Source organism: Thermoanaerobacter mathranii subsp. mathranii str. A3 (genome assembly GCF_000092965.1).
Lineage (GTDB): Bacteria > Bacillota > Thermoanaerobacteria > Thermoanaerobacterales > Thermoanaerobacteraceae > Thermoanaerobacter > Thermoanaerobacter thermocopriae.
Genome location: NC_014209.1, coordinates 388,354 through 411,615, shown reverse-complemented (window position 1 = coordinate 411,615; position 23,262 = coordinate 388,354). Strand labels below are relative to the sequence as shown.

The following is a 23,262-nucleotide window of genomic DNA, read 5'->3' as shown; positions in this document are numbered from 1 at the left end:
TTATTCATCACCTTTTTGAAGTATTTCTATTATTTCTTGTTTTGTCCTTGCCTTTTTCAATTTCTCGACATTTTCTTCATACTGGCAGGTAAGAGCTATTTTTGATAATATCTCTAAGTGTTCATCTCCCTTGCCTGCAATACCTATGACGATATAAGCAATATTTCCATCACCAAAATTTACTCCTTCGGGATATTGCGCTATAACTATTCCAGATTTTTTTATATATTTTACATACTCAGAAACACCGTGAGGAATAGCAATACCATTACCTATATAAGTTGTTACATCTTCTTCTCTTTTTTTCATACCTTCTATATATTCTTTTTCAACATAGCCATTTTTAAAAAGCAAATTTCCTACTCTTTCAATAGCTTGTATTTTAGATTCTGACGGCACATTTAATACGATATTATTTTCGTTTAGTATTTCTTTATTCATCCTCCAAAGCCTCCTGTGTATCATTTAGTATTTTAACTAAGCTGTTCCTAATATCTTTGATATCGCCAAACCTCAATATTTCATTAAAAGCTTTATCCTCTATAAGCGAAATACTTATTTTACCTAACATCTCTAATATCTCACTGCTTTCCGTTTTCCTTGCTAACATCACAAGAAAAGTGTCTACTTCTTCATAAGTAAAACCAGCACTTTTCATCTTTAATGGAGTTTTTAGTTTATAGATACCGACAAAAGGTATTGCCATTTTGTCACTTCTTGTATGAATTAAAGCAATGTGGGTGTTTGGTATGACAACATTGCCCATGGCTTCCCTTTTAAAGATTAGCTCCTCTATTTCTTTTGCATCTTCAGTAAGCATTAAATCATATAAATCTTTTGCTATGAATTTTATTAAATCTTCAATAGTTTTTGCTTCTACGTATTTCAATTGCAAATTTCGAAGTATTTCATCTGCTATTTCAAAATTTCCTCTCCTTTCCACCATCGGCAAATTCCTTGGCAATTCTTTTTCTTTCTTGACTACATATTTCTCTATAAACTCTTTTATTTTTTTAATATCTTCTTCTGTCAAAAAAGGCGATACTACAATTACATTATCTTTTAAATCTTCAAGCTTTACTGTAGAAATTATTAGGTCATAGTTATCACCCTTTTTCTTATACTCCCATATTGACCCAATGTCAATAGTATCAATTTCTCTAAAAAGAGCTTTTAATTTAGCTGATAATATTCTCGCAGTTCCCATTCCATTCGGACATATAACAAAAACTCTCAATTTTTTTGATAAAGCTTGCTGTCTTTCAATTGCAGCTCCAATATGCATTGTAATATATCCGATCTCTTCTTCAGGTATCATGAGATTATATTTAGAAAAAATTAACTTGCAAGCTTTATTTACTGCTTTAAACAAATCACCATAGTAATTTTTAATTTCTTCTACTAATGGATTGGTAGTCTGAAGTCCCATTGTCAATCTATAAAGGGCAGGTTCAAAATGTTGTGACAGCCCTACAATAAGCTGTTCGTCGCAATTTATCTTTATATTTAAAAGCCGAGAAACTTCTTCCACAACCTCTTTTGATAAATCTTGTAAGGAAATGCCAAGTTCTTCAAATCTATTTTGTTTATAGACGTATTTTTTGGGACTTAAATGAATAGCCAAATATGCCAATTCAGCATCTGGCAAATATATTTCATTTTCTTTCAATATTTTTTCTACATCTTTCATGAAAATAAATTCCTTAGAAAGTAAAATGTCCTTTACAAATTCATCGTTAAGCTGTATTGGCTTGTCTATTTTTGTTCTGTAAATAGAAACAAGTAAATGTACAAACATCCCAAAGTAATTTAAGTCGGATAAGTAACCATGTATAACATTCTTAATTTGTTGTGCAATTCTTTTCACTAATTGAACTAATTCATTGTCAAAAACTGTATTAAAAAATGTGTATACATAATTGTCTTTTTCATTATTATAGACAAAAGCTAAAAGTTCTTCTATGGGTTTATAGTTATAAAACAGCTCCACAATTGCACTTCTCTTATCTAATTCACTTCCTTCTACTTTAATCCCATAACCTCTTCTTCTAATAAGAGATAAATTTCTCATTTTTAGCCACTCTTCTATTTTGTCTAGATAGAGACTTATAGTTCCTTCTACAACATTAAATTGATAACTAAAATAAGCAGCTTTTATGGGTTCTTCTGAAAGCAATAATTGTATTGTCATCAATATTTGCCTTTGCTCTGGAGTTAAAAGCCATTGGAGAGGAATGGCACCTAAAGAAGCATGGATTTTATCTAACGCTTCTTCCTCTCCTTTTAAAATGATTTGTCCATTATCCTCCACAATAACAGCTTTATATTTTTTTAAATTATTGTTTATAGAGGCTATTTCTCTCATAATAGTTCTTCCACTTACATCCATAAGCTTGGAAAGGTCCTCTATATTAGAAGGACCTTTCTCTAATAAAGTTTTTAATATAAATTTTTGTCTTACAGTTAGATCTTCCATACTCTTCACCATAAATTTTATTTTATTTTTTAAGGTTCTTTACAAATTCATCATAGATTGTATTGTCTAAAAAGTTTTTGACCGTTACAATTTTAGCATTTGGCACAACTTGAGAAGCCCTTTCCGCAAGATTCTCTTGGGTAAATACAACGTCCGCTTCTTTTGGTATTTGATTTACAGCTGAATGCTTAACAGCAATATCAAGTCCTGCTTCCTTTAATTTCTTCTTTAAAATAGTTTCTCCCATTGCTGAAGAACCCATACCAGCATCGCAAGCAAAAACAATCAATTTAGGCATACTCTCTATTTTCTGTACACTAGGCTTTACTTCTTCAACTTTTTGTCCTTTGCTTTGCGCTTTGAGTCCGCTGACTACTGAACGTGCAAATGTCATACTTTCGGCAGACATGCTCTCTTCACTAGCTCTCTTAACAATCACTGATGCTATAAGGAAAGATACAACTGCTCCAACTGTAATACCTGCAAGTACAGGCAACAAACCGCCTTTTGGTGCCATAGCTATCTCTGCAAATATACTACCAGGTGAAGGTGTAGCTACCAAGCCCGCTTTTGTCAAAACAAATGTCGCATCTGCAGCCATTCCACCGCCTATAACTGCCAAAAGTAGTAATGGATTCATCAAAACGTAGGGGAAATATATTTCATGTATTCCGCCAAAGAAGTGTATTATGATAGCACCTGGAGCTGATTGTTTTGCATCGCCTTTTCCAAAAAGCCAGTATGCCAGTAAAACTCCCAATCCCGGACCTGGATTTGTTTCCAATAAGAAGAATATTGACTTTCCAAACTCTTTAACTTCTGCTACTCCAAGAGGAGCCAGTATACCGTGGTTAATAGCATTATTTAAAAATAAAATTTTACCCGGTTCTATAAAAATCGCTATTAAAGGTAATAAGCCTTTGTTTGTCACCCATTGAGCTGCTGCACCCAATCCTACTGAAATTCCATTTACCACTGGTTCAATGAAAAGAAATGCTAAAATTGCTAATAAACCACCTAAAATACCTGCTGAGAAATTGTTGACAAGCATTTCAAAACCTGCTGGGATTTTTCCCTCTACAAGCTCGTCAAATTTTTTAATGACATAACCTCCTAAAGGACCCATCAGCATGGCACCGAGAAACATCGGTATAGATGAACCGATTATGATACCAGCTGTTGCAATGGCTCCTACTACTCCACCTCTTACATCGTATACAAGTTTACCACCAGTATAGCCAATTAAAATTGGCAAAAGATACGTTATCATAGGTCCAACAAGTTTAGCCAAATGTTCATTTGGAATCCACCCTGTTGGAATAAAGAAAGCAGTAATAAGTCCCCATGCTATGAAAGCACCAATATTAGGTATTACCATGCCAGCCAAGAAGCCACCAAGCCTTTGCAACTTCGCTTTTACACTTCCGCCACCAGTTATGAGAACATTGGTGTTTTGCATAAGTTTTACCTCCTTTTCGCATTTAATCTTCTATAAATTATTGTAAACCTCAATATGTATTTATGCAATTTAAAGAAAATCAATTTTGTCATTCGTTTTCTTTGACAAAATTGAAGATAAAAAAAATAACCGGTAAAAAACCGGTTATGATTAATCAACAAATCCATTGTTTTCGGATAATTCTTTATACCAATATCCACTTTTCTTTATAGTTCTTTTCTGTGTTTTTAGATCGACAGATACAAGACCGTAACGGTTTTTATATGCATTTAAGAAGGACCAGTTGTCCATAAAAGTCCATAAATGATATCCTTTTACATTGCATCCCTCTTCAATTGCTTTATGGAGCCACTTCAAATGTTCTTTTATAAACTCTATCCTGTAATCATCTTGGATAATTCCATCTTTTATAAAACGCTCTTCTCCTTCAACTCCCATTCCATTTTCCGAAATAAAAGACCCTATATTGCCATAATTATCTCTTAAATTTATCATTATGTCATATATTCCCCTTTCGTATATCTCCCATCCTCTATAAGGATTCATTCTTCTGCCTGGCATAATATACTCATCATAAAACCAATTAGGTGTAAATACTCCATATGGATTTGGCATATTTTCTTTAGCTTTAACTCTAATTGGCTGATAATAATTTACTCCTAAATATTCCACAGTGTTATTTTTAATTAATTCTAAGTCGCTATCCGAATACTCTGGTAGATGATTGTAAGTTTTTAGAAGTTCAACAAGTTCTTTAGGATACTCTCCTTTGACAGTTGGGTCCAAAAAACTTCTGTTATAGAACAAATCTGCAATCTCTGCGGCTTTTAAATCAGCCGGATGATTACTCCTGGGATATACAGGACTTAAGTTTAAAACAATACCTATTTTAGCCCTTTCTATTTGTAATTTTTTAAATTCCTCTATTGCTCTCGCACTTGCCAGCACTGTGCCATAAGCGAATTGTACTGCTCTTTTAAAATCTACTATATCTGGATAATGGAAATTATATAAATATCCACCTAATACAGGAACTATTGGTTCATTAAATGTAATCCATCTTTTGACTCTATCTCCAAACAACTCAAAGCATGTTTTGGCATATTCAGCAAAATATTCTACTACTTTTCTATTCTCAAAACCTCCCATGTTTTGCATTTCTATAGGCATGTCAAAGTGAAATAGCGTAACAAACGGTTCTATATCATTTTTTATAAGCTCATCAATGACACTGTTATAAAACTCTACGGCTTTTTTATTGACTTCACCAACACCACCAGGTATCAGCCGCGACCATGAAATAGAAAATCTAAAAGAGTTATGTCCAAGTTCTTTCATCAGTTTTATATCGTCTTTATATCTGTGGTAAAAATCAGATGTTACTTGAGGGCCTACTCTATCGAAAAAGCGATTTGGCTCGTTTTTGTACCAATAATCCCATACATTCATTCCCTTTCCATCTTCATTTGCAGCTCCCTCTATTTGTACTGCTGACGTTGCAGACCCCCACCAGAATCCTTCAGGAAATTTGTATTCTTTAGCCATAATTATTTTCCTCCTTGCGCAAGATAATTCAAAATATTATTTAAAAAGTAAAAAGTAATTTAACGGAAAAAATTACTTTGTAAAATCAGCAATATTTCTATTTATACTGTGGCAAATACTCTTTATTTTGCTCAAGTATATCATCAAGAATTTTTTTAGCAACAGTCGCAGAAGGTACTAATGGATGAATTGTCAACGCCTGTAAAGCTGTATAATAGTTCCCCTTTACCCCTGCTTCTATAGTAAGTTCTTCATAGGCTTTTACTGCTTGCATTAAACCCCTTATTTTCGCTGGCACATGTCCAATATTTATCGGATGAGCCCCATTTCTATCTATTATTGCATTTGTTTCTATCACCACATCATCTGGCAAATCTGCGATTGTACCATTGTTTCTCACATTGACCACATGTATGTCTTTTTTGTCATTATATATTGAACTTATCAGGGAGCAAGCAGCATCAGAATAATGAGCTCCTCCCCTTTTTTCTAATTGCGGCGGTTTTATATTCAAATTTGGGTCTTTATATAATTCAAATAATTCTTGCTCTACCTTTTTAACGACTTCTCCTCTTGTGCCTACTGTAGCAGCTTCTTTTTTCTGTTCATCAAGCATTTTATCAGTTAAATAATAATATCTGTGATATGGACAAGGATACATGCCCAGAGATTTTATAAATTCAGGGTCCCATGGAAACTCAGGTATATTTTTCATTGATAAAGATTTAGCGCCCGCAAAACTGTCTATTAGTTTTTCTGTCACGTCTTCTCCATCCAGGTAAATATGGGTACCCCATACTAAATGATTAAGACCTGCAAAATCTATATTCACTCTTTTTGGGTCAACACCAAGTATTTCTGCAATACCATATACCATGCCTATCGGTACATTGCATAAGCCAATAGCTTTTACATTTGTATGTTTTAAAACCGTTTCTGTTATAACTCCTGAAGGATTCGTAAAATTAATAAGCCATGCGTTCGGCGCAAGTTCTTCTATATCTCTACATATATCCAGTATAACGGGTATTGTCCTCTGGGCTTTTGCAAAACCACCGGGTCCAGTTGTTTCCTGACCTATAACATCATACTTTAGAGGAATTTTTTCATCTCGGATTCTGGCATCTATTCCTCCCACTCTAAACTGAGTAACAACAAAATCTGCATCTTTTATGGCTTCACGCCTGTCCAGAGTCAGATGAATGTTTATCCCTATGCCGGCTTTTTCTACCATCCTTTTTGCAAGGCCACCAACAATTTCAAGTTTTTCTTTGCCTTCTTCTATGTCCATTAAATAAATATCTCTTACGGGTAATTCTTCATATCTTTTGATAAACCCTTCAATAAGCTCAGGGGTATAACTAGAACCACCCCCTATAACTGCAATTTTTAAATCTTTTTTAGACATTGTAAGTTGCCCCCTTTGTTTGATAAATAATTTTATACAGCTCAATCATCTCTGTTATCAATTCTTTTGCAAGAATTGCATTCATGAGGTGGTCTTCTGCATGTATCAAAAGAAGTGTCACTTCTTGCTTCTCACCCTGTGCTTCTTTGTGTATCATATCCGTCTGAACATGATGTGCTTCTAAAAGCTCCTCGCTCGCTTTATTTAAACAATTTTCTGCCTCAACAAAGTTGCCTTCTTTTGCATGTTTTAATGCATCAAAACAAATGCTTCGTGCATTTCCTGCGTGAGATATAATAGTGAATACAATTTGTTCAAGATTCATTTTTTAAGCCCCCTAAATTTTATTTGTTTTTTAGCGCTTCTATTGCTAAATCCAAGGTTTTAGCTCCATCTATCATTCCATATACATTGGGTGGAATTACCCTGTAAACTTTATTCTTTTCTTTTGTCAGTTCTGCCACATATTTTTCTTTATACCTGATTTGGGGTCCCAGTAACACCACATCATAATCGTCAATTACTTTTTCCAAATTATCTGCCGCTTCTGCAAAAATGTATAAATCTTTCATCCCCCTTTTTTCGCCTTCTTTTTTCATTTTTTCAACCAACAAACTTGTTGACATCCCAGCACCACAGATTAATAGAATTCTCATTGCAAATACCCTCCTTGTACTTTTTTGAATTTATTTTAATATCGAATAGTTGGTTAATAAAATATTATTATCGCGAATAAATTGTAAAACATCTTTATCAGTCAATATTTTTCTTTCAACTTCTCTTTTTGCATGATAAGAGGATATATTCACTAATTCATCATCTACGTAAGCTGGATGGCTCATTATTTCAGTTGTTCCTTCTTCTAGACTACCCAATATAGACAACAGATTTTCTTTTTTGACACCATCATCATAAAAGGTATAAATAAAATTATCAACAGTTTTTAAACCAGCTTTAATTATTTTTTCCTTATCTAATGGAGTAGATCGTACAGGTAAGTTATATTTGTGAGCCATTTCTATGAATGCATCTATTACCTTGGAATGACTTTGTGCATGATGATGACTATCCATATGAGTTATCGTTACACCCAAAGAAAAAGCTTTTTTAATTTGCTCTTCTATCTCAATTCTGATTTGATCTACATCAGCGTCATCTAAAGAATGCGGAAAACCTCTCTTAAAATACCCTCTTTCATCTACCAGAGTATTCACTTTTTCAGGACTACTTAACGGTTTACCGGCATCTAAAGTTATGTGTATCCCAAAACCTAAATCTGGACATAATTCTTTTACTTGTAAAGCCTCATTAGCGTAAGGCATATTACACATTATAGAAGTGCTTCTTAAAATACCGTTTTTATAGCATTCAACAACTCCTTTATTAACCCCTTTTGTCAGCCCAAAATCATCAGCATTTACAATTAAATATTTCATTCACATCACTCCTATTTTATTGTAATATATATCCTGAGAGGCAATGCCTCTCAGGATATATTATTATGCCTTCGTCTCAGCTAATTTTTATTCTTTTTTAAATTGCTGCTCTTCTTCATATTTCTTATTGTCCCATAGTTTCAAGAAAGGATAGTAAATCGCTCCAGCTACAAGAAAGTTTATAATCTGCAAAATAATAGCTTTCCAATCACCTGTAGTTAAAAATCCGCTAATCAACACAGGTGTTGTCCAAGGAATCAAAGCATAAGGTCTTGCCACAAGATTTAATGCCATCGCAAAATAAGTTATAAGACCTGCTGCAATAGGAGCTAAAATAAATGGTATAATCATAACGGGATTCATCACTATTGGCATACCAAAAGTAATAGGTTCGTTTATGTTAAATATACCTGGCCAAATAGCAGCTTTACCAACTGCTTTCAATTGGGCAGATTTTGTAGCAAAAATTAAAAGCAATGCTAACGCAAGAGTTGTTCCTGAACCACCTATATATATGAAAATATCAAAAAATTGCTGTGTTACTATGTGAGGAAGAATTTTTTCGCCGGCAATTTTTGCAGCTGAATTCTCCTGAGTAAAAGTAAGCCAGATTGGCCCTAAAATTCCTCCTACTAAGGCTGCACCATGAATACCTACACTCCATAAGAACTGAATTGCTAGTATTGCAAGGATAACAGCTGGAAGTGTAGAACCTAATTTTAACAACGGAATAGCTATCAATTTATTAATAGCTTCCGGTATTGTTAAATGAATTGTTTTAATTAGTATCATGTGTATTATCCAAATAAATGTGATAGTTACAGCGCCCGGAATCAATGCTGCAAAAGCTCTACCCACAGAAGGCGGAACTCCCTCTGGCATGCGAATAATTAAATTTTTCTCTACAAATTTTCTTTGTACCTCCACTGTAAAAATTGCAAGAATCATTGCAACAAATAGTCCTTGGCTTCCCATCCACTTCAAAGGAATATTACCATCTTGGGTTAAAGGTACTGATAACATAAAAGTAGACAAACTTAATACCCCAGAGGCTAAAGGATCTATTTTGTAAGTTCCGGCAAGTGAATAAGCTATTGTAAAAGATGCAACCATAGCTATTATATCAAATGTTGCATTGACTATTTTTAGTAAGTCATTTACATAAGGTTTAACTAAAGCTTCAAGGGCTGGTATGGGCGGAAAAGCTATAATTAAGAAGAAAGACCCAATGAGAAGTAATGGCATTGTTGCAACTATTCCATCACGTATTGCCTTGAGGTGTCTTTGTTCAGCAATTCTACCTGCTACAGGCATGAAATACCTGTCGAGGAAATTAATAAGTGCATCCATTAGACCAACTCCTTTTTTAAATTTTTTGCATTATACCTTATATGCAAATGTCATGCCAAATAGTAATCGCTTCTACAAAATTGCTGCTTTTCCGCCTTCAATGACGAGGTTTATTAAACCGTTTCGATGTGTATCGTTTAAAAACGTATTCAATACACATATGTGTATCAAAGTGAATAGATTATTTTCATCATATTTACACATTCTTCGTCTGAAATCTTTACATTACATCCTTCTTCGATAATCCTTATAGCTTTTTTTATAATATCAAACTCCTTTGGGTAATTCTTAATGTATTCTTGTGTATCCTTTATGTGTATTAACTGTTTTCCTTGTAATATACGCTCAATTACACAAGCAAGATGAAGTATTAATCCTATTGTAATATCTTCATTTAAATTTACCCCATCTCTTATTAAAGCTGCGTAAAATCTTTTAAAAGAAGATATATACTTTTCTGAATCTATCTTTATATTTTCTCTTATAACCTCTTTCATGTTATCAATTATCTCGATTTGTGAAAGAGCCTCAATTTTATTTTTCAATACAGATAATTTATCATTATCAAACACATCTGATGTAGAAATATACAATATAGAATCATCCTGTGGATTTATAGCACTTACAACAGCTAAAATATTTTTTTCTTCTTTGATGTTGAGTAGTTTTCTTCTAAATTCTCTGGTGCTTTCAATTTCAATTGGAATAATATCTATATCTTGCTCTTTTAAGTCAAGGTTTTTTTCAAGTATTGATTTAAGTTTAACCGCTGTACCTTCGCCGGTTATACAAGCAGTTATGATAACATTCTTTTTAAGAGAATCTTCAAATTTAACACTGTCTTTGTAGATTCTGCCTACATAAGGACTGAAATTGACAACTGCATCATACACTTCATCTAAAGAAGCGTTAAGGATTGCCTTTCTTGCCGCCTCTAAAACCATAGGAGTGGAAACCATTTCAATTGTTTTGACGGGTATTCCTGTCCTTTCGTATATCATGTCACCAAATAATACTAGTGAACCCATGTCAACAAGAAGTAATACGCCTCTTCCTTTGTCAACTCTTTTTACAATATTAGTTAAATTATTTAACGCAACTTCTGGTTTTTGATCAAGTGGCATATTGTACCCAATTACATAATTGTCACCTAAAAGCCTATTGGAAACCTCCGCGATTGAAGTAGCAGCGGCTTCTCCATGCATAGCAACAATAATGCCTACCCTTTCGTCTTTTTCCTTTGTTTCTTCGTCAAGGCATAAAAACATTGTAACAAAGCCCACTTCATCATCAGGTACTTTTATGTTAAACTCTTTTTGGACCCTTTCTCTCAAAGCATTTGCCACTTCAAATTCTTTTTCATACACCTTCTTTATATTTTCCAGCTGATGATTTACAATGTCTTTGCCGCTTAGTATTCTCTCAACAGAACTGGCTACATGCATAGAAAGGCCGTATAAAGTTTTTTCACTAAAGGACCTTTTTAACTTTTTACTGGCATAATTCAAAAAATCGTTTACTATATCGACAATCTTTTTATCCACTACTTTATACAATTCCTCCAAATTATTTTTATCAAGATTTAAGAGATACTTTTTCAAATATGTCTCTATATCAATACTCATGATGAGTCTTATATCACTTTCGTTAAGTCCTTTTTGCTCCAAAGCTTTTCTTTTTTCTTCTAATGCCTCATAAAAATTGAATATCTGATTATTCTGTTGGATAACAGGAGTAGCATTATCAACTGAAAACTTTATTATATCTCCCGTAATAAATCTATCAATTTCATCTTTCGATTCCTTATACTTAAACAATCCTCTTCTGACATACTCAGGTAAATCTTCAGTATGCACGCATACTCCTTTATCTCTTTTCATCATGTACCCAAGATAAGCTTTTGCAATTGAAAGTTTTATATCACTTTTCAGTTGACCTATATTATTAGGACACTCATAAAGCAATAAAGCTTTCAAAGCATTTGAAGTGATCATAATATCAGTGTTAATAATAGCTGCTTCTTCTCTAAAGAAATTTTTAATAAGTTCAAATCTTTCTTCATATGTTCTTTCTGCTAAAGCTGGCAATTTAATCACCATTGGTATCCGCCTTATAAAAGTCCTAAGAAGAGTAGACTCAATATTTTCTGTTGTAGCGCATATTATTAAAACATTCGCTTTATGTTGTGTTTCAGATTCTCCAAGCCGTCTATAAAGTCCTTTATCAATCAGATAAAAAAGCATCTCTTGTCCTTCTGGTGGAAGTCTATGGACTTCATCAAGGAAAAGTATGCCACCATCTGCTTTTTCAACAAGGCCCATTCTATCCTTATCGGCACCTGTATACGCTCCTTTTTTCACTCCAAATAGTTGTGACATTAAAAGTTGCGGATTATTAGCATAGTCAGCACAGTTAAAAGTCACAAAAGGAGCGTTCCTTTTTATCCTTCCAATTTCTTTTGCGAAACTATACATGACCTCTGCAAACATGGATTTGCCTGTACCCGTCTCTCCAAGCAAAAGTGTATGAAGACCATTGGGAGGATAAATTATAGCAGCTTTTGCTTGTTGTACGGCATTTTTAAGGCTTAAATTAGCTCCTATTATGCTGTCAAATACATCTTTCACTACCATATCACTTTCATCAGAAACCATATCAAGTTCTTTAACCTTATACAAAACTGGTTTGCCTTCAACTTTTATAACTTTTCCTTCTCTAAAAAGGGTATTTAAATCGCTGGAAGCATTTGTTCTTTGTATATTAAGAGCATGTGCAATTTCCATAGCTGAAACTCCAATTATTTCTCCTCTTTCAGCAAATTGCTTGCTACATAATTCTTTTACACAATTATAAACTTTATCAATTCTTTTCACATCACTCGCCCCCTTTACGATACATTTTATCATAAAAGACAAAAAAATAATACACTTTAAAACACTTAATTTTTATCTTTACTTAGAGTATCTACTTAAATTTACAACCACCTTAAAAAAAGATGAATAAAAATAAAAGCGCCCCAATGAGCGCTTTCAATCCGCAACATTTCCATCACCTTCGTAAAAACTCGCCCTATAACTTTACATTACACTTTACATCATTTTTACATAAATATGCCCTAAAATATCTCCTGCAAGGTCTATTTTGTCAGCACAGTTGCTTAAATGCCTGAAAATCTCTCGCATTTTTAAAATATATTTTATGTCATCCTCTTCGAATAATTTCGCTAAATTTTTTCTGTATAAATTTTCTACTTCGTTCTCATATTTTTTTGCCTTTAATGCCTGTTCCATACCTTCTTTTTTATCTCTGTTAAGATTACATACTGATTTATAAATGAGGTCTGTGCTGTACTTTATCACCGTCACAATTTCCTGAAGCTCACCAGTAGGTTGCAAATTATATGCTTCCATTTCCTTCACAGTAGTGTTAGAATAATCTAATATATCATCAATAGCTTTAGATAAATTGAATATATCTTCTCTATCAAATGGAGTAATAAAAGTTTTATCGAGTTCATCTATCAACTCTTCTCTTTTTCTGTCTGCAATTTTTTCTAATCTATTTACCTCATGTCCATCTTCTATATTCCCTGTCATCATATATTTTTCCAAAGCACAAACTCCTTGTAATGTGAGTCTTGATTGCTCTTCCAGCAATTTATAAAAATCTGTCTCTTTGGAAAATAACCATTTAAATACATTCACTCTTTTCACCTCCCTCATAAAAGCTTACTCAAACCGTAAATCAAATAAGAGATTATAAAAGATACAGGAATTGTTATAAACCACGCCATAATTATTCCCCTAGCAAACTGCCACCTAACAGCAGTAGGTCTTTCTTTTGCCCCAATACCTAAAATTGAAGAATTAATTAACTGTGTACCGCTGATTGGTGCACCAATGATTGCTGCTATACTTACAACTAAAAGGGAAGAAAGCTGTGCATTAAAGGAATGAAAAGGCCTTACTCTGTATATTCCTGCTCCTACATTCTTGATTATTCTAAAACCTCCTAATATAAGTCCAAAAGAAATCATTAAAGCCGATATGTATTTTACATCAAATGGTACTTCAAAATTATGAGTTTGTCCCTTTATCATCATTAAAATAACGATTAAACCCATCCCTTTTTGGGCATCATTTGACCCCTGTCCTGCATTGAGAAAAAAGAGAGTAAAATATTGCAGTTTTTTAAGTATGTTATTCACTGCCGGCGTTTGATTTTTCAATATTTCTGATAAAAAAAACGTTATTAAATATCCCGTAATAAATCCTATTATAGGAGACAGAAACAAAGGAAGAATAGCTCTAAATAGTATACCTTGTACATTTATTGAGTTAAAACCGTATTCTAAGACAAAAGGTCCTAACATTCCGCCAATTAACGCATGAGAAGAACTAGAAGGTATTCCAAAATACCAGGTAATAAAGTTCCATATCATGGCACCAATTAAACCGCATAATATCAACAGACTGATATTGTAACCGCTTTTAAATAAATACTCATATTTTACAATATCCTTTGCCACTGTCTTACTGACATTAGTACTTATTATTGCTGTACCCAAAAATTGTGCAACAGCCGCGAGAATAAAAGCTTTTTTTGCATCTATAGACCTTGAAAATATAATAGTAGCAACAAGATTTCCTTCGTCGTGAAAACCAGTTACAAATATATAAAAAAATATTACTATAACTGCAATAAAATAAAAATCCATGACATCACCTCGAGTAAAAAAGCCATATTTAACTTTTATTTTATGCACAAATACTTAAAACAATTATATAAGTTATTTATATATACTTCAAATTTTTGAAAAACAAAAAGCATGTTTTAAAATTTTCCGCAATTGAGAACATGCTTTTTCTACAATACATATAAATATTTTTTATGAACAAAATAAATATGAGAAACTTCAAAATTAGGAGTGAGATTTATGGCAAAGGAAAATGATAAATACACAAAACCTCCAAAGCCGGATGACCGCTCAGACAATGTAGAAAAATTACAACAAATGATACACGATACTATAGAAAATTATAGAGAAGCAGAAGATTACCTAAAATTACACGCAGAAGAACTTTCTACTGAAGAAATAGAAAGGATTAAGCAGAAGAACAAAAATAGGCTGACAAGTATACAGAACATGAGAGAAGAAATAATAGATGAAGTACACGACAACGACAAAAAGCAAGTATAAAGAGGCGGATTACGCCTCTTTATACAATTTATTTAGTTCAATAGCAATTTTTGCGCCAACAAAAGCATTGTTTTTAACAAGTTCAATATTAGCTTTTAAACTTTCACCCTGTGTCAAATCTTTTATTTTATCTAACAAAAAGGGCGTTATTTCTTTACCTTTTATATTGCGTTTTTCTGCCTCATAAAGGGCATCTTCTATTGCTTTATCTATATAAGCCTTATCCAAGGCATATTCCTCTGGAATAGGGTTTGCAATCAAAACCCCACCTTTTAAGCCTAAATCCCATTTTGTCTTTATAATTTTTGCAGCCTCTATTTCGTCATCAACTTTGTAATCCACTTTAAGTCCGCTTTCTCTTGTATAAAAAGCTGGAAATTCCCAAGTTTTAAACCCTACCACAGGAACCCCAAAGGTTTCAAGGTATTCAAGAGTACGTGGGAGGTCAAGAATTGCCTTCGCACCTGCGCATACAACTGCTACATCTGTATTTGCAAGTTCTTGTAAATCAGCTGATATATCAAAGGTTTGTTCTGCTCCTCTGTGGACACCTCCTATACCTCCTGTAACAAACACCTTTATGCTCGCAAGATTTGCACAAATCATTGTTGCGGAAACTGTAGTGGCTGCACTAAATCCTTTTGCTAAAACTGCTGGCAAATCTCTTCTGCTGGCTTTTAATATTTCTTTTGAGGTAGCCATAAATTCGAGTTCTTCTTTGCTTAAACCTATTTTTATTCTTCCATTTATAATTGCAATTGTCGCAGGTATAGCTCCATGTTCTCTTATAATATTCTCCAAAGTTTTAGCTGTCTCAATGTTTTCAGGATAAGGCATTCCGTGAGATATTATAGTGGATTCAAGTGCAACAACAGGTTTTCCTTCCTCCATTGCTTTTTTTACTTCTTGAGACAAATTAATGAACTTATTCATTTTACAGTCTCCTTTACTATATTTTTTAATTGATTTTCATTTAAAAATGGATTTACTGTATAAGGTGAGGATATTGTAAGAGATGCCGCAGCAAGACCAAATTTTGCTGATACATCCAGAGGATAGCCATTAAAAATACCATAGACCAAGCCAGCGGTCAAAGCATCTCCTGCACCTGTAGCATCAACAATTTCGGCTTGATATGGTTCTATAAATTTTTCAACTTCTTCTGAAGAAATATATACCCCTCTTTCACCTAAAGTCACTATGACATTTTTGATACCTTTTTGTCTTAAATATTTAACTGCCTTTTTCATATCCTCATCATTTGCTATTTTAACTCCAGATATCGATTCAAGTTCTTCCTTATTTGGAGTTACATAATCGATTTTGTCAAGTACACCTATTAATTTTTTTGCTTTGTCGATGGAAACGGGCTCTGCCACTACAGGAATATTATTATTGTAGCAAAGCTCCACAATATATTTGATACTATCTTCAGGAATATTGGTATCAAAAACTACAATCTCACTATTTTTTATAACTTCTATCTTTGACTCAAGATATTGTATATTTAACTCTTCTAAAATGTCCATTCCCGAAAGAGCCACATCCATATCACCAATTGCATTAAGAATGGCAAGATATATACCTGTACGCCTTGTATTTGAAATTACAATTTGTTCCACATTCACTCCTGCTTGCCTTGTCTCCTCAAGAAGTCTTCTTCCTTCATCATCATTCCCTACAACAGACAAAAGCGTAACAGGTAAACTAAGCTGTGCAAGGTTGTGAGCAATGTTTCGTCCTACACCACCAGGCGCTATGTTTATGTGTCCCGGATTTGAAGTATGCTGCTTAAGCTCTGAATAAGGTTTACCTTTTATATCTATATTTGCTCCTCCAATTACAGTAATACCTTTAAAGTCCCTCACTACATAGCCTCTTCCTAATATAAAGCCCTTTTTCATGAGGTTTGCTATGTGCCCTGCAACAGCTGACCTGCTAATACCCATAAGCTTCGCCAATTCTTCTTGGGAAATCATAGGATTTTTCTTGATTAATCTTAGTATCTCTTTTTCTCTTTGTGTTAATGCCACATTCACACACTCCCAAACAATTATTTGTTTATCAAACATTTGCAAGTATATTATATCACAAAAATGCAAACAAAAAAACTGCTTATTTTAAAAAGCAGTAAAAACATTATTATCCAGAAAGCATACCAATTTTACTTAATAATAAATGATAAAATCACATAGCTAACAATACCAACAACAACAGGTGTAAATAGCTTCCTCGTAAAATATGCAGCTATAAATGTCGGTATTGCTGAGAGTAAATATATATTTGACAAATCTAGAAATGACTTTCCATCTTTGATAAAAATTACTGGAAATAAAAGAGCTGAAAGAACTGCCACAGGCACATACTCAAGAAATGACTTTACAGCCTGAGGAAGTTCTATTTTAGTTAAGCCATAAACAGGCATAAATCGCGGAATATATGTCACTAAAAACATTCCAATAACACTTATTATAAATTTCGTACCCATTTGTCAAGCAATACCCCCATTCCTGCACCTATTAATGCGGCTACAATGACATTTGTATTTCCCGGTAATACAAACATCAAAGTTATAGACAACAGCCCCGAAAAGACACTTATAAAAACTTTTTTATAACCTGATATTTGCATAAATAGCAAGGCAATATACATTGCTGGAAGTGCAAAATCAAGCCCTACGTTTATAGAGCCTCCTATCAAAGTTGCTGATACAGCACCTAAAAATGAAGCAAATACCCAGGCAGTATATGAGGTTAAAAATAGTTGGTAGAAATAACCTTCAGTGTATTTAGAGTCATTTTGCAAATCTGTAATCGCAACCGCATAGGTCTCATCCGTAATAAAAAAAGATAGTATTGGTATGTGTTTTCTCGGTATGTATTTCATATACTGGGACAGCGATGTGCTATATAAAAAGTGCCTCAAATTTACTATAAATATTGTAGATACCAGTGTAACAATACTTGTTCCTGCACTAAGCAAACTTATAGCAATAAATTGTGCTGAACCAGCATACACAAAAAGAGACAATGCCACCACTTGTGAAATAGTAAAACCGCTTTTCACACCAACGAGTCCATAAGCAAAGCCTATTGGCAAATACCCTAACACAATAGGTAATGCACTTTTAACTCCATTTATACTCTTTTTAACATCACTATCTACTATCACAATTACCTCACCATCACTAAAAAATATTTATTTTTTAAAAGCAGGAGTGAGCCTCCTGCCTTTAATTATTTCACAACAATATTTACAAGCCTGCCTTTAACAACTATGACCTTCTTTATTTCTTTTCCATCAAGGTAGGATTTTATTTTATCATCTGAAAGTGCAATCCTCTGTACTTCTTCGTCAGGAGCATTTGAAGGAACTTCAAGTCTTCCTCTTACCTTGCCGTTTACCTGCACAGCTATTTCTACAACATCTCTTTGTAGAGCTTTTTCATCCCACTTTGGCCATTTTTGATTGAAAACAGAATATTCATATCCAAGTTTTTCCCACATTTCTTCGGAAAAGTGAGGAGCAAATGGCGCCAAAAGCCTTATTAAATCTGCCACCACATCTTCATAAAATTCGATATTTTTAACTTCCACATCTGTGTCGTATTTATAAAGAGCGTTTACCAGTTCCATTATCCTCGCTATTGCAGTATTAAACTGAAATCTCTCTGCATCTTCTGTCACACTTTTTATAGCATAATGTCTCACATAGTTTAATTCATTTTCATCTTTTCCCATTTCGTCTTTAGTCTTGCCAGGATTGTTTCTTGTCTCAATAAATTTATCTATAAATCTCTCCACTCTATTGACAAATCTGGAAATTGCCTTAATACCATCATCATTCCATGGCCCACCTTCAGAATAAGCAAATCCAAACATCAGATAGAGTCTGAATACATCAGAACCGTATTCTTTAATGTATTCGTCAGGCGAAATGACATTTCCTTTAGATTTACTCATTCTGCTTCCATCAGGGCCCAATATTGTACCTTGATGCACTAATGATTTAAACGGCTCATCAAAGTCAAGATATCCTAAGTCTCTCAAAGCCTTTGTAACAAACCTTGCGTACAAAAGATGCATTGTCGCATGCTCTGCTCCACCTACGTACTTGTCAACAGGCAACATTTTATTTATCCATTCTTTATTGAAAGGCTCTTTGTCGTTTTTGTTATCGGGATATCTTAAAAAGTACCAAGAAGAATCTACAAAAGTGTCAAGAGTATCGGGGTCTCTTAACGCTTTACCTCCACATTTAGGACAAGTTACATTCATAAAGCCCTCATGCTTTTTAAGTGGAGACTCACCTGTTGGAGCAAATTCCACATCATAAGGAAGTAATACTGGCAAATCTTCTTCTGGGACAGGGACTATGCCACACCGTTCACAGTGAATGACAGGTATTGGAGCACCCCAGTATCTCTGCCTTGAAACAAGCCAATCCCTCAATCTGTAATTTACTTTAAACTCTGCTCTACCTTCTTGCTTTAATTTTTCTACAATTTTTATCCTCGCTTTTTCTGATTTCAAACCTGTAAATTCTCCACTGTCTACAAGCTCTCCATATTCGACAAAAGGCAAACTATCGTCTATATCTCCTATTCCTTTTATCACTCTTTTTATAGGAAGGTTGTATTTTGTTGCAAACTCATAATCTCTTTCATCATGGGCAGGAACAGCCATGACACATCCTGTTCCATATGTTGCAAGGACATAGTCTGCTATCCAAATAGGGAGTTTCTCTCCCGTCAGAGGATGAATTGCGTATGCTCCTGTAAATACCCCTGTCTTTTCTTTTTCAGTAGACAACCTTTCAATCTCACTCTGTTTTCTCGCGTATTCTTTATACTCTTCAACAGCTTGTTTATATTCTTCTGTAGTAATTAAATCTACAATTTCGTGTTCTGGCGCAATAACTACATACGTCGCTCCGTATAGCGTGTCAGCTCTTGTAGTAAATACCTTAAATGTCAGGTCTTTTCCGGCTACTTTAAATTCTATCTCTGCTCCATCCGACTTTCCAATCCAATTTATCTGCATTATTTTTGTCTTCTCAGGCCAATCAAGTTCATCCAGTTTTTCAAGGAGTTCTTCTGCATAAGCAGTTATCTTAAAAAACCACTGAGTCAAATCTTTCTTTGTAACTTCAGTGCCGCACCTTTCACATTTCCCATCTATAACTTGTTCGTTTGCAAGAACAGTTTGACAACTGGGACACCAATTTACTGGAGCTTTTTTTCTATAGGCAAGGCCTGCCTCAAAAAGCTTCAAGAAAATCCACTGCGTCCATTTGTAGTATTCCGGTAAGCAAGTTATTACTTCATAGTCCCAATCAAAAGTCGCCCCCATTTCTTTAAGCTGCTTTTCCATCGTCCTTATATTTTCCATAGTAGAATCATAAGGATGTATTCCCGTCTTTATAGCATAGTTTTCTGCAGGAAGTCCAAAAGCGTCAAATCCCATCGGATGAAAAACTTCATATCCCTGCATTCTTTTCATACGCGCCCAAGAATCAGTAGGTCCATAATTGTACCAATGCCCTACGTGAAGCTTTGCACCCGAAGGATAAGAAAACATTTCAAGGCAATAAAGCTTTTTATCTGCATTTTCAGGATTAAATTTGTAAAGTTTTGTCTCCTCCCATTTTTTTTGCCATTTTCTATCAACATCCACTGAGTAAGCCATAAACCTCCACTCCTATCTATGATTTTTTAGCAAACTCGATTTTATTAAAAAAAGTCTTTCATCTTTAAGAGACGAAAGACTTGCACTTCCGTGGTACCACTCTTTTTGGCGTAAAGCCCACTTAAACCTGTAACGGCGGTAACCGTGCATACCTACTACACTTCAGTATGCCTGCTCCGTGGCGAGTTTCGGCATCTTAGGCTACCGTTTTGCACCGACCAACGGCTCTCTTAAAGCTTACAATGCCTACTGCTCCACTTCATTGCATTTACAAATTGATTTGTACATTATTTTATTACAAAATAGAAATAAATGCAATATCATTTTAAACAATATTATTGTAAATCAGACACAAGTTGATGGTACTTTGTAAAAAAGTTTCTGTATGTAAGAAAGGTAACACTAAAACAGGAAATCGCTACTGTAGAGGCTAACATAAATGTAACCATTATCTGATATTTAACTGCCTCAATAGGGTCCACTCCTCCCAATATGAGACCTGTCATCATCCCTGGAAGTTGGACGATACCAAGAGTTTTCATACTGTCAACTGTAGGAATCATACCTGTCTTTATTGCAGTCTTTATCACTTTTTGTGCGGCTTGCCTTGAAGTTGCACCAAGTGACAAATACGCCTCTATTTCCTCTGACTTATTTTTTATTTCGTCTTTTAGCCTTGAAACAACAAGTCCTGAAGCCACCATTGAATTTCCTATTATCATTCCTGATACAGGTATAACTTCCTGGGGTCTAAAGTGTATATTCCCAAACAAAATAAGCAAAGAGATTGTAATCGCGGCACTTAAGGCAATTGAAAAAGTGATAAAATAAAAAACATTCGGTATTCCCTTCCCTCTCTTTGAAGCATTATTTCCAGCAACTACTATCATTAAGCTTACCATTGCCAAGGTAAATAAAGCATTATCGGCAGCAAATATGTAGTGTAAAATGTATCCCACTATTGTAAGCTGCACAACCGCTCTTATAGTACCTATAACTATTTCCTTTTCAATCCCCAGTTTTTGGTAATAAGAAACAAAAATTGATATTAGTACAAGACTTGACGCCAATGTCAAAGACAATACACTCATTTAACCTTCCTCCTTTAACTTGCTTTGTATAAACAATTTTGTAATTTCATTTTGGGGATTTGTAAAAAAATCATAAGTTTTTGCATATTCTACTAATATCCCTTTGTTAAGCAGTGCTGTGTAATCCCCAATGCGCTTAGCCTGCTCCATGTTATGAGTTATCCAAATAACCGTCAGATTCATTTCTTCCTTCAGCTTAACTATTAATTCTTCTATTATTTCTGTAGAGGTAGGATCAAGGGCTGATGTAGGTTCATCAAGTAAAAGAGCTTCAGGATTATTTGCAAGAGTTCTCGCTATAGAAACTCTTTGCTGTTCCCCTCCTGATAAATTTTTCACATCTCTTGTAGCATACTCATTATTCAATCCTACAATGCTCAAATAATACTCCACGTTTACATTTTTTTCGCCTTTAAGCATTGGACCATACTCAATATTGTCTTTAACTGTTCCTTCAAAAAGATGAGGCTGCTGAAAAACCATTCCAATTCTTCTTCTTAAGTCTATCACATCTATTGTTTTAATATCCACGTCGTCTATTAAAATACTGCCATGGGTTGGATCTATCAATCGGTTTATCAGTTTAATCAGCGTCGATTTTCCAGCTCCAGAAGGGCCGACAATAGTATGTATTGCTCCACCTTCAAACTTTACAGAAATGTCTTTTAATATCTCTTTTCCAAAACTACCGTAGCTTACCTCTTTAAATTCTATTTTATTCACATAAATCACCTCTACTGTAACAACTGTTACATTTACATTTAAATTGTATCTCTATCTTTCATTAAAGTCAACAAAGTAAAAAATTCTTTGCAACTTTGATATTTATTTGACATTCTTTTGTTAAAGTAATAAAATATAATTGACAATATGAGGTAATTGTTTCCCCATGCTATCCTGAACTGAACATTGCGAGGCAAGATTCTCAGACAATAAAGGAAAGGAGGCGATTTGTGTGAATGTAAAATTCTTAACAAGAACTGCTGTTTTACTCGCCATCACTTTAATATTTCAGTTCTTAAAAATGCCCCAACTAATAACAGGTTCTATCGTTAATGCAATGCTTTTAATCGCTGCTGGAACTGTAGGAATGTGGTCAGGAGTTATAATAGGACTTTTAACACCGGTAATTGCATTTTTGGTAGGCATAATGGGATTTCCTTTAATGATTCCTTTCATAATGATTGGCAATGGAGTATATGTAATACTTTTTTCAACGCAAAAAAACAAAGTAATAGGAATGATAGTAGGTGCTGTAGTTAAGTTTATATGGCTTGCTTTATCAGTAAAATATATAATGCAGCTGTTCAATGTAAAAGTTCCATTAAAAATTGTACAGGCTTTTACAACACCCCAGCTTATAACACCACTCATAGGAGGTATACTGGGAATTATAGTAATTGCATTGCTTGAAAATTACTTCAAAAAAGCGAAAGAACAATAATAAAAACAAGGGGAGAAAGTTTTATTCTCCCCTTGTTTGGTAAACTAATCCGGAGGCTTTTTATTTGCTGCAAGACCTATAGTAGCAACTACTATCATTAAAGCACCATCAATCGGTTCTGGTTTAAAAATTTTTATATATGCTTCTTTAAAAAGATATAAAGTTT

General features: G+C 34.0%; 21 protein-coding genes and 1 other annotated feature. Of the genes, 2 read left to right on the top strand and 19 right to left on the bottom strand.

The window, feature by feature from the left end; genetic code table 11:
• From TMATH_RS01900 to TMATH_RS01845, 12 genes are all read right to left on the bottom strand, one after another.
• Positions 1-441, bottom strand: a complete 441-nt coding sequence (locus tag TMATH_RS01900; RefSeq protein ID WP_013149764.1) for a PTS mannitol transporter subunit IIA — start codon at positions 439-441, stop codon at positions 1-3.
• Positions 434-2,488, bottom strand: a complete 2,055-nt coding sequence (locus TMATH_RS01895; protein WP_049766008.1) for a BglG family transcription antiterminator — start codon at positions 2,486-2,488, stop codon at positions 434-436. The genes TMATH_RS01900 and TMATH_RS01895 overlap by 8 nt, the downstream gene beginning before the upstream one ends.
• A gap of 10 nt (positions 2,489-2,498) precedes the next feature.
• Entirely contained in the window at positions 2,499-3,935 is a 1,437-nt protein-coding gene (locus tag TMATH_RS01890; protein WP_013149762.1) for a PTS mannitol transporter subunit IIBC, read from the bottom strand.
• 150 nt (positions 3,936-4,085) lie between these two features.
• Positions 4,086-5,480 (bottom strand): glycoside hydrolase family 1 protein, encoded by a 1,395-nt coding sequence (locus TMATH_RS01885; protein WP_009051876.1) that lies wholly within the window; start codon positions 5,478-5,480, stop codon positions 4,086-4,088.
• 97 nt (positions 5,481-5,577) lie between these two features.
• Entirely contained in the window at positions 5,578-6,888 is a 1,311-nt protein-coding gene (locus TMATH_RS01880; RefSeq protein WP_012269673.1) for a 6-phospho-beta-glucosidase, read from the bottom strand.
• On the bottom strand, positions 6,881-7,213 hold the full coding sequence (locus tag TMATH_RS01875; RefSeq protein ID WP_012269674.1) for a PTS sugar transporter subunit IIA: 333 nt from the start codon (positions 7,211-7,213) through the stop codon (positions 6,881-6,883). Before TMATH_RS01875 ends, TMATH_RS01880 begins: the two co-directional genes overlap by 8 nt.
• Before the next feature lie 19 nt (positions 7,214-7,232).
• Positions 7,233-7,544, bottom strand: a complete 312-nt coding sequence (locus TMATH_RS01870; RefSeq protein WP_012269675.1) for a PTS sugar transporter subunit IIB — start codon at positions 7,542-7,544, stop codon at positions 7,233-7,235.
• A gap of 30 nt (positions 7,545-7,574) precedes the next feature.
• Positions 7,575-8,324 carry a carbohydrate deacetylase gene (locus tag TMATH_RS01865; protein WP_012269676.1) on the bottom strand — a complete coding sequence of 250 codons (750 nt, stop codon included), beginning with the start codon at positions 8,322-8,324 and terminating at the stop codon, positions 7,575-7,577.
• Positions 8,325-8,411: 87 nt separating this feature from the next.
• Positions 8,412-9,674, bottom strand: coding sequence for a PTS sugar transporter subunit IIC (locus tag TMATH_RS01860; protein WP_012269677.1), 1,263 nt, complete (start codon positions 9,672-9,674; stop codon positions 8,412-8,414).
• Between the two features lie 167 nt (positions 9,675-9,841).
• The gene (locus TMATH_RS01855) at positions 9,842-12,547 is read right to left on the bottom strand and encodes a sigma-54-dependent transcriptional regulator (protein WP_013149761.1); all 2,706 of its coding nucleotides are present in this window, start codon (positions 12,545-12,547) and stop codon (positions 9,842-9,844) included.
• Positions 12,548-12,763: 216 nt separating this feature from the next.
• A complete protein-coding gene (locus TMATH_RS01850) occupies positions 12,764-13,378 on the bottom strand; it encodes a DUF47 domain-containing protein (RefSeq protein ID WP_013149760.1) in 615 nt (204 codons plus the stop codon).
• Positions 13,379-13,392: 14 nt separating this feature from the next.
• A complete protein-coding gene (locus TMATH_RS01845) occupies positions 13,393-14,391 on the bottom strand; it encodes an inorganic phosphate transporter (RefSeq protein ID WP_013149759.1) in 999 nt (332 codons plus the stop codon).
• A gap of 219 nt (positions 14,392-14,610) precedes the next feature.
• Here TMATH_RS01845 and tlp point away from each other — a divergent pair, with 219 nt between their 5' ends.
• Positions 14,611-14,874: a small acid-soluble spore protein Tlp gene (tlp, locus tag TMATH_RS01840; protein ID WP_013149758.1), complete on the top strand. Its 264-nt coding sequence runs from the start codon at positions 14,611-14,613 to the stop codon at positions 14,872-14,874.
• 9 nt (positions 14,875-14,883) lie between these two features.
• Here tlp and TMATH_RS01835 read toward each other — a convergent pair whose 3' ends face one another.
• The 7 genes from TMATH_RS01835 to TMATH_RS01805 all read right to left on the bottom strand — a co-directional run bounded on the left by TMATH_RS01835 (position 14,884) and on the right by TMATH_RS01805 (position 22,375).
• The gene (locus TMATH_RS01835) at positions 14,884-15,807 is read right to left on the bottom strand and encodes a pseudouridine-5'-phosphate glycosidase (RefSeq protein WP_013149757.1); all 924 of its coding nucleotides are present in this window, start codon (positions 15,805-15,807) and stop codon (positions 14,884-14,886) included.
• On the bottom strand, positions 15,804-16,907 hold the full coding sequence (locus tag TMATH_RS01830) for a PfkB family carbohydrate kinase (RefSeq protein WP_013149756.1): 1,104 nt from the start codon (positions 16,905-16,907) through the stop codon (positions 15,804-15,806). Before TMATH_RS01830 ends, TMATH_RS01835 begins: the two co-directional genes overlap by 4 nt.
• 131 nt (positions 16,908-17,038) lie before the next feature.
• A complete protein-coding gene (locus TMATH_RS01825) occupies positions 17,039-17,362 on the bottom strand; it encodes an AzlD domain-containing protein (RefSeq protein ID WP_013149755.1) in 324 nt (107 codons plus the stop codon).
• Positions 17,344-18,045, bottom strand: coding sequence for an AzlC family ABC transporter permease (locus tag TMATH_RS01820; RefSeq protein ID WP_013149754.1), 702 nt, complete (start codon positions 18,043-18,045; stop codon positions 17,344-17,346). Before TMATH_RS01820 ends, TMATH_RS01825 begins: the two co-directional genes overlap by 19 nt.
• A 65-nt stretch (positions 18,046-18,110) precedes the next feature.
• On the bottom strand, positions 18,111-20,561 hold the full coding sequence (gene leuS / locus TMATH_RS01815; protein ID WP_013149753.1) for a leucine--tRNA ligase: 2,451 nt from the start codon (positions 20,559-20,561) through the stop codon (positions 18,111-18,113).
• Positions 20,562-20,625: 64 nt separating this feature from the next.
• Positions 20,626-20,833, bottom strand: a binding site (T-box leader).
• A 63-nt stretch (positions 20,834-20,896) separates the two neighbouring features.
• Positions 20,897-21,652: an ABC transporter permease gene (locus tag TMATH_RS01810; protein WP_013149752.1), complete on the bottom strand. Its 756-nt coding sequence runs from the start codon at positions 21,650-21,652 to the stop codon at positions 20,897-20,899.
• On the bottom strand, positions 21,653-22,375 hold the full coding sequence (locus tag TMATH_RS01805) for an ABC transporter ATP-binding protein (protein WP_013149751.1): 723 nt from the start codon (positions 22,373-22,375) through the stop codon (positions 21,653-21,655).
• A 232-nt stretch (positions 22,376-22,607) separates the two neighbouring features.
• On the opposite strand from TMATH_RS01805, the gene TMATH_RS01800 reads away from it, so the two are divergent.
• Positions 22,608-23,096 (top strand): ECF transporter S component, encoded by a 489-nt coding sequence (locus TMATH_RS01800; RefSeq protein ID WP_013149750.1) that lies wholly within the window; start codon positions 22,608-22,610, stop codon positions 23,094-23,096.
• The last annotated feature ends 166 nt before the right edge of the window (positions 23,097-23,262 follow it).

What these genes read in the sequence shown, in the direction of transcription:
- TMATH_RS01900 (WP_013149764.1), bottom strand. Translation starts at nt 441, where the DNA reads ATGAATAAAGAAATACTAAACGAAAATAATATCGTATTAAATGTGCCG.
- TMATH_RS01895 (WP_049766008.1), bottom strand. Translation starts at nt 2,488, where the DNA reads ATGGTGAAGAGTATGGAAGATCTAACTGTAAGACAAAAATTTATATTA.
- TMATH_RS01890 (WP_013149762.1), bottom strand. Translation starts at nt 3,935, where the DNA reads ATGCAAAACACCAATGTTCTCATAACTGGTGGCGGAAGTGTAAAAGCG.
- TMATH_RS01885 (WP_009051876.1), bottom strand. Translation starts at nt 5,480, where the DNA reads ATGGCTAAAGAATACAAATTTCCTGAAGGATTCTGGTGGGGGTCTGCA.
- TMATH_RS01880 (WP_012269673.1), bottom strand. Translation starts at nt 6,888, where the DNA reads ATGTCTAAAAAAGATTTAAAAATTGCAGTTATAGGGGGTGGTTCTAGT.
- TMATH_RS01875 (WP_012269674.1), bottom strand. Translation starts at nt 7,213, where the DNA reads ATGAATCTTGAACAAATTGTATTCACTATTATATCTCACGCAGGAAAT.
- TMATH_RS01870 (WP_012269675.1), bottom strand. Translation starts at nt 7,544, where the DNA reads ATGAGAATTCTATTAATCTGTGGTGCTGGGATGTCAACAAGTTTGTTG.
- TMATH_RS01865 (WP_012269676.1), bottom strand. Translation starts at nt 8,324, where the DNA reads ATGAAATATTTAATTGTAAATGCTGATGATTTTGGGCTGACAAAAGGG.
- TMATH_RS01860 (WP_012269677.1), bottom strand. Translation starts at nt 9,674, where the DNA reads ATGGATGCACTTATTAATTTCCTCGACAGGTATTTCATGCCTGTAGCA.
- TMATH_RS01845 (WP_013149759.1), bottom strand. Translation starts at nt 14,391, where the DNA reads ATGGATTTTTATTTTATTGCAGTTATAGTAATATTTTTTTATATATTT.
- tlp (WP_013149758.1), top strand. Translation starts at nt 14,611, where the DNA reads ATGGCAAAGGAAAATGATAAATACACAAAACCTCCAAAGCCGGATGAC.
- TMATH_RS01835 (WP_013149757.1), bottom strand. Translation starts at nt 15,807, where the DNA reads ATGAATAAGTTCATTAATTTGTCTCAAGAAGTAAAAAAAGCAATGGAG.
- TMATH_RS01825 (WP_013149755.1), bottom strand. Translation starts at nt 17,362, where the DNA reads ATGGGTACGAAATTTATAATAAGTGTTATTGGAATGTTTTTAGTGACA.
- leuS (WP_013149753.1), bottom strand. Translation starts at nt 20,561, where the DNA reads ATGGCTTACTCAGTGGATGTTGATAGAAAATGGCAAAAAAAATGGGAG.
- TMATH_RS01810 (WP_013149752.1), bottom strand. Translation starts at nt 21,652, where the DNA reads ATGAGTGTATTGTCTTTGACATTGGCGTCAAGTCTTGTACTAATATCA.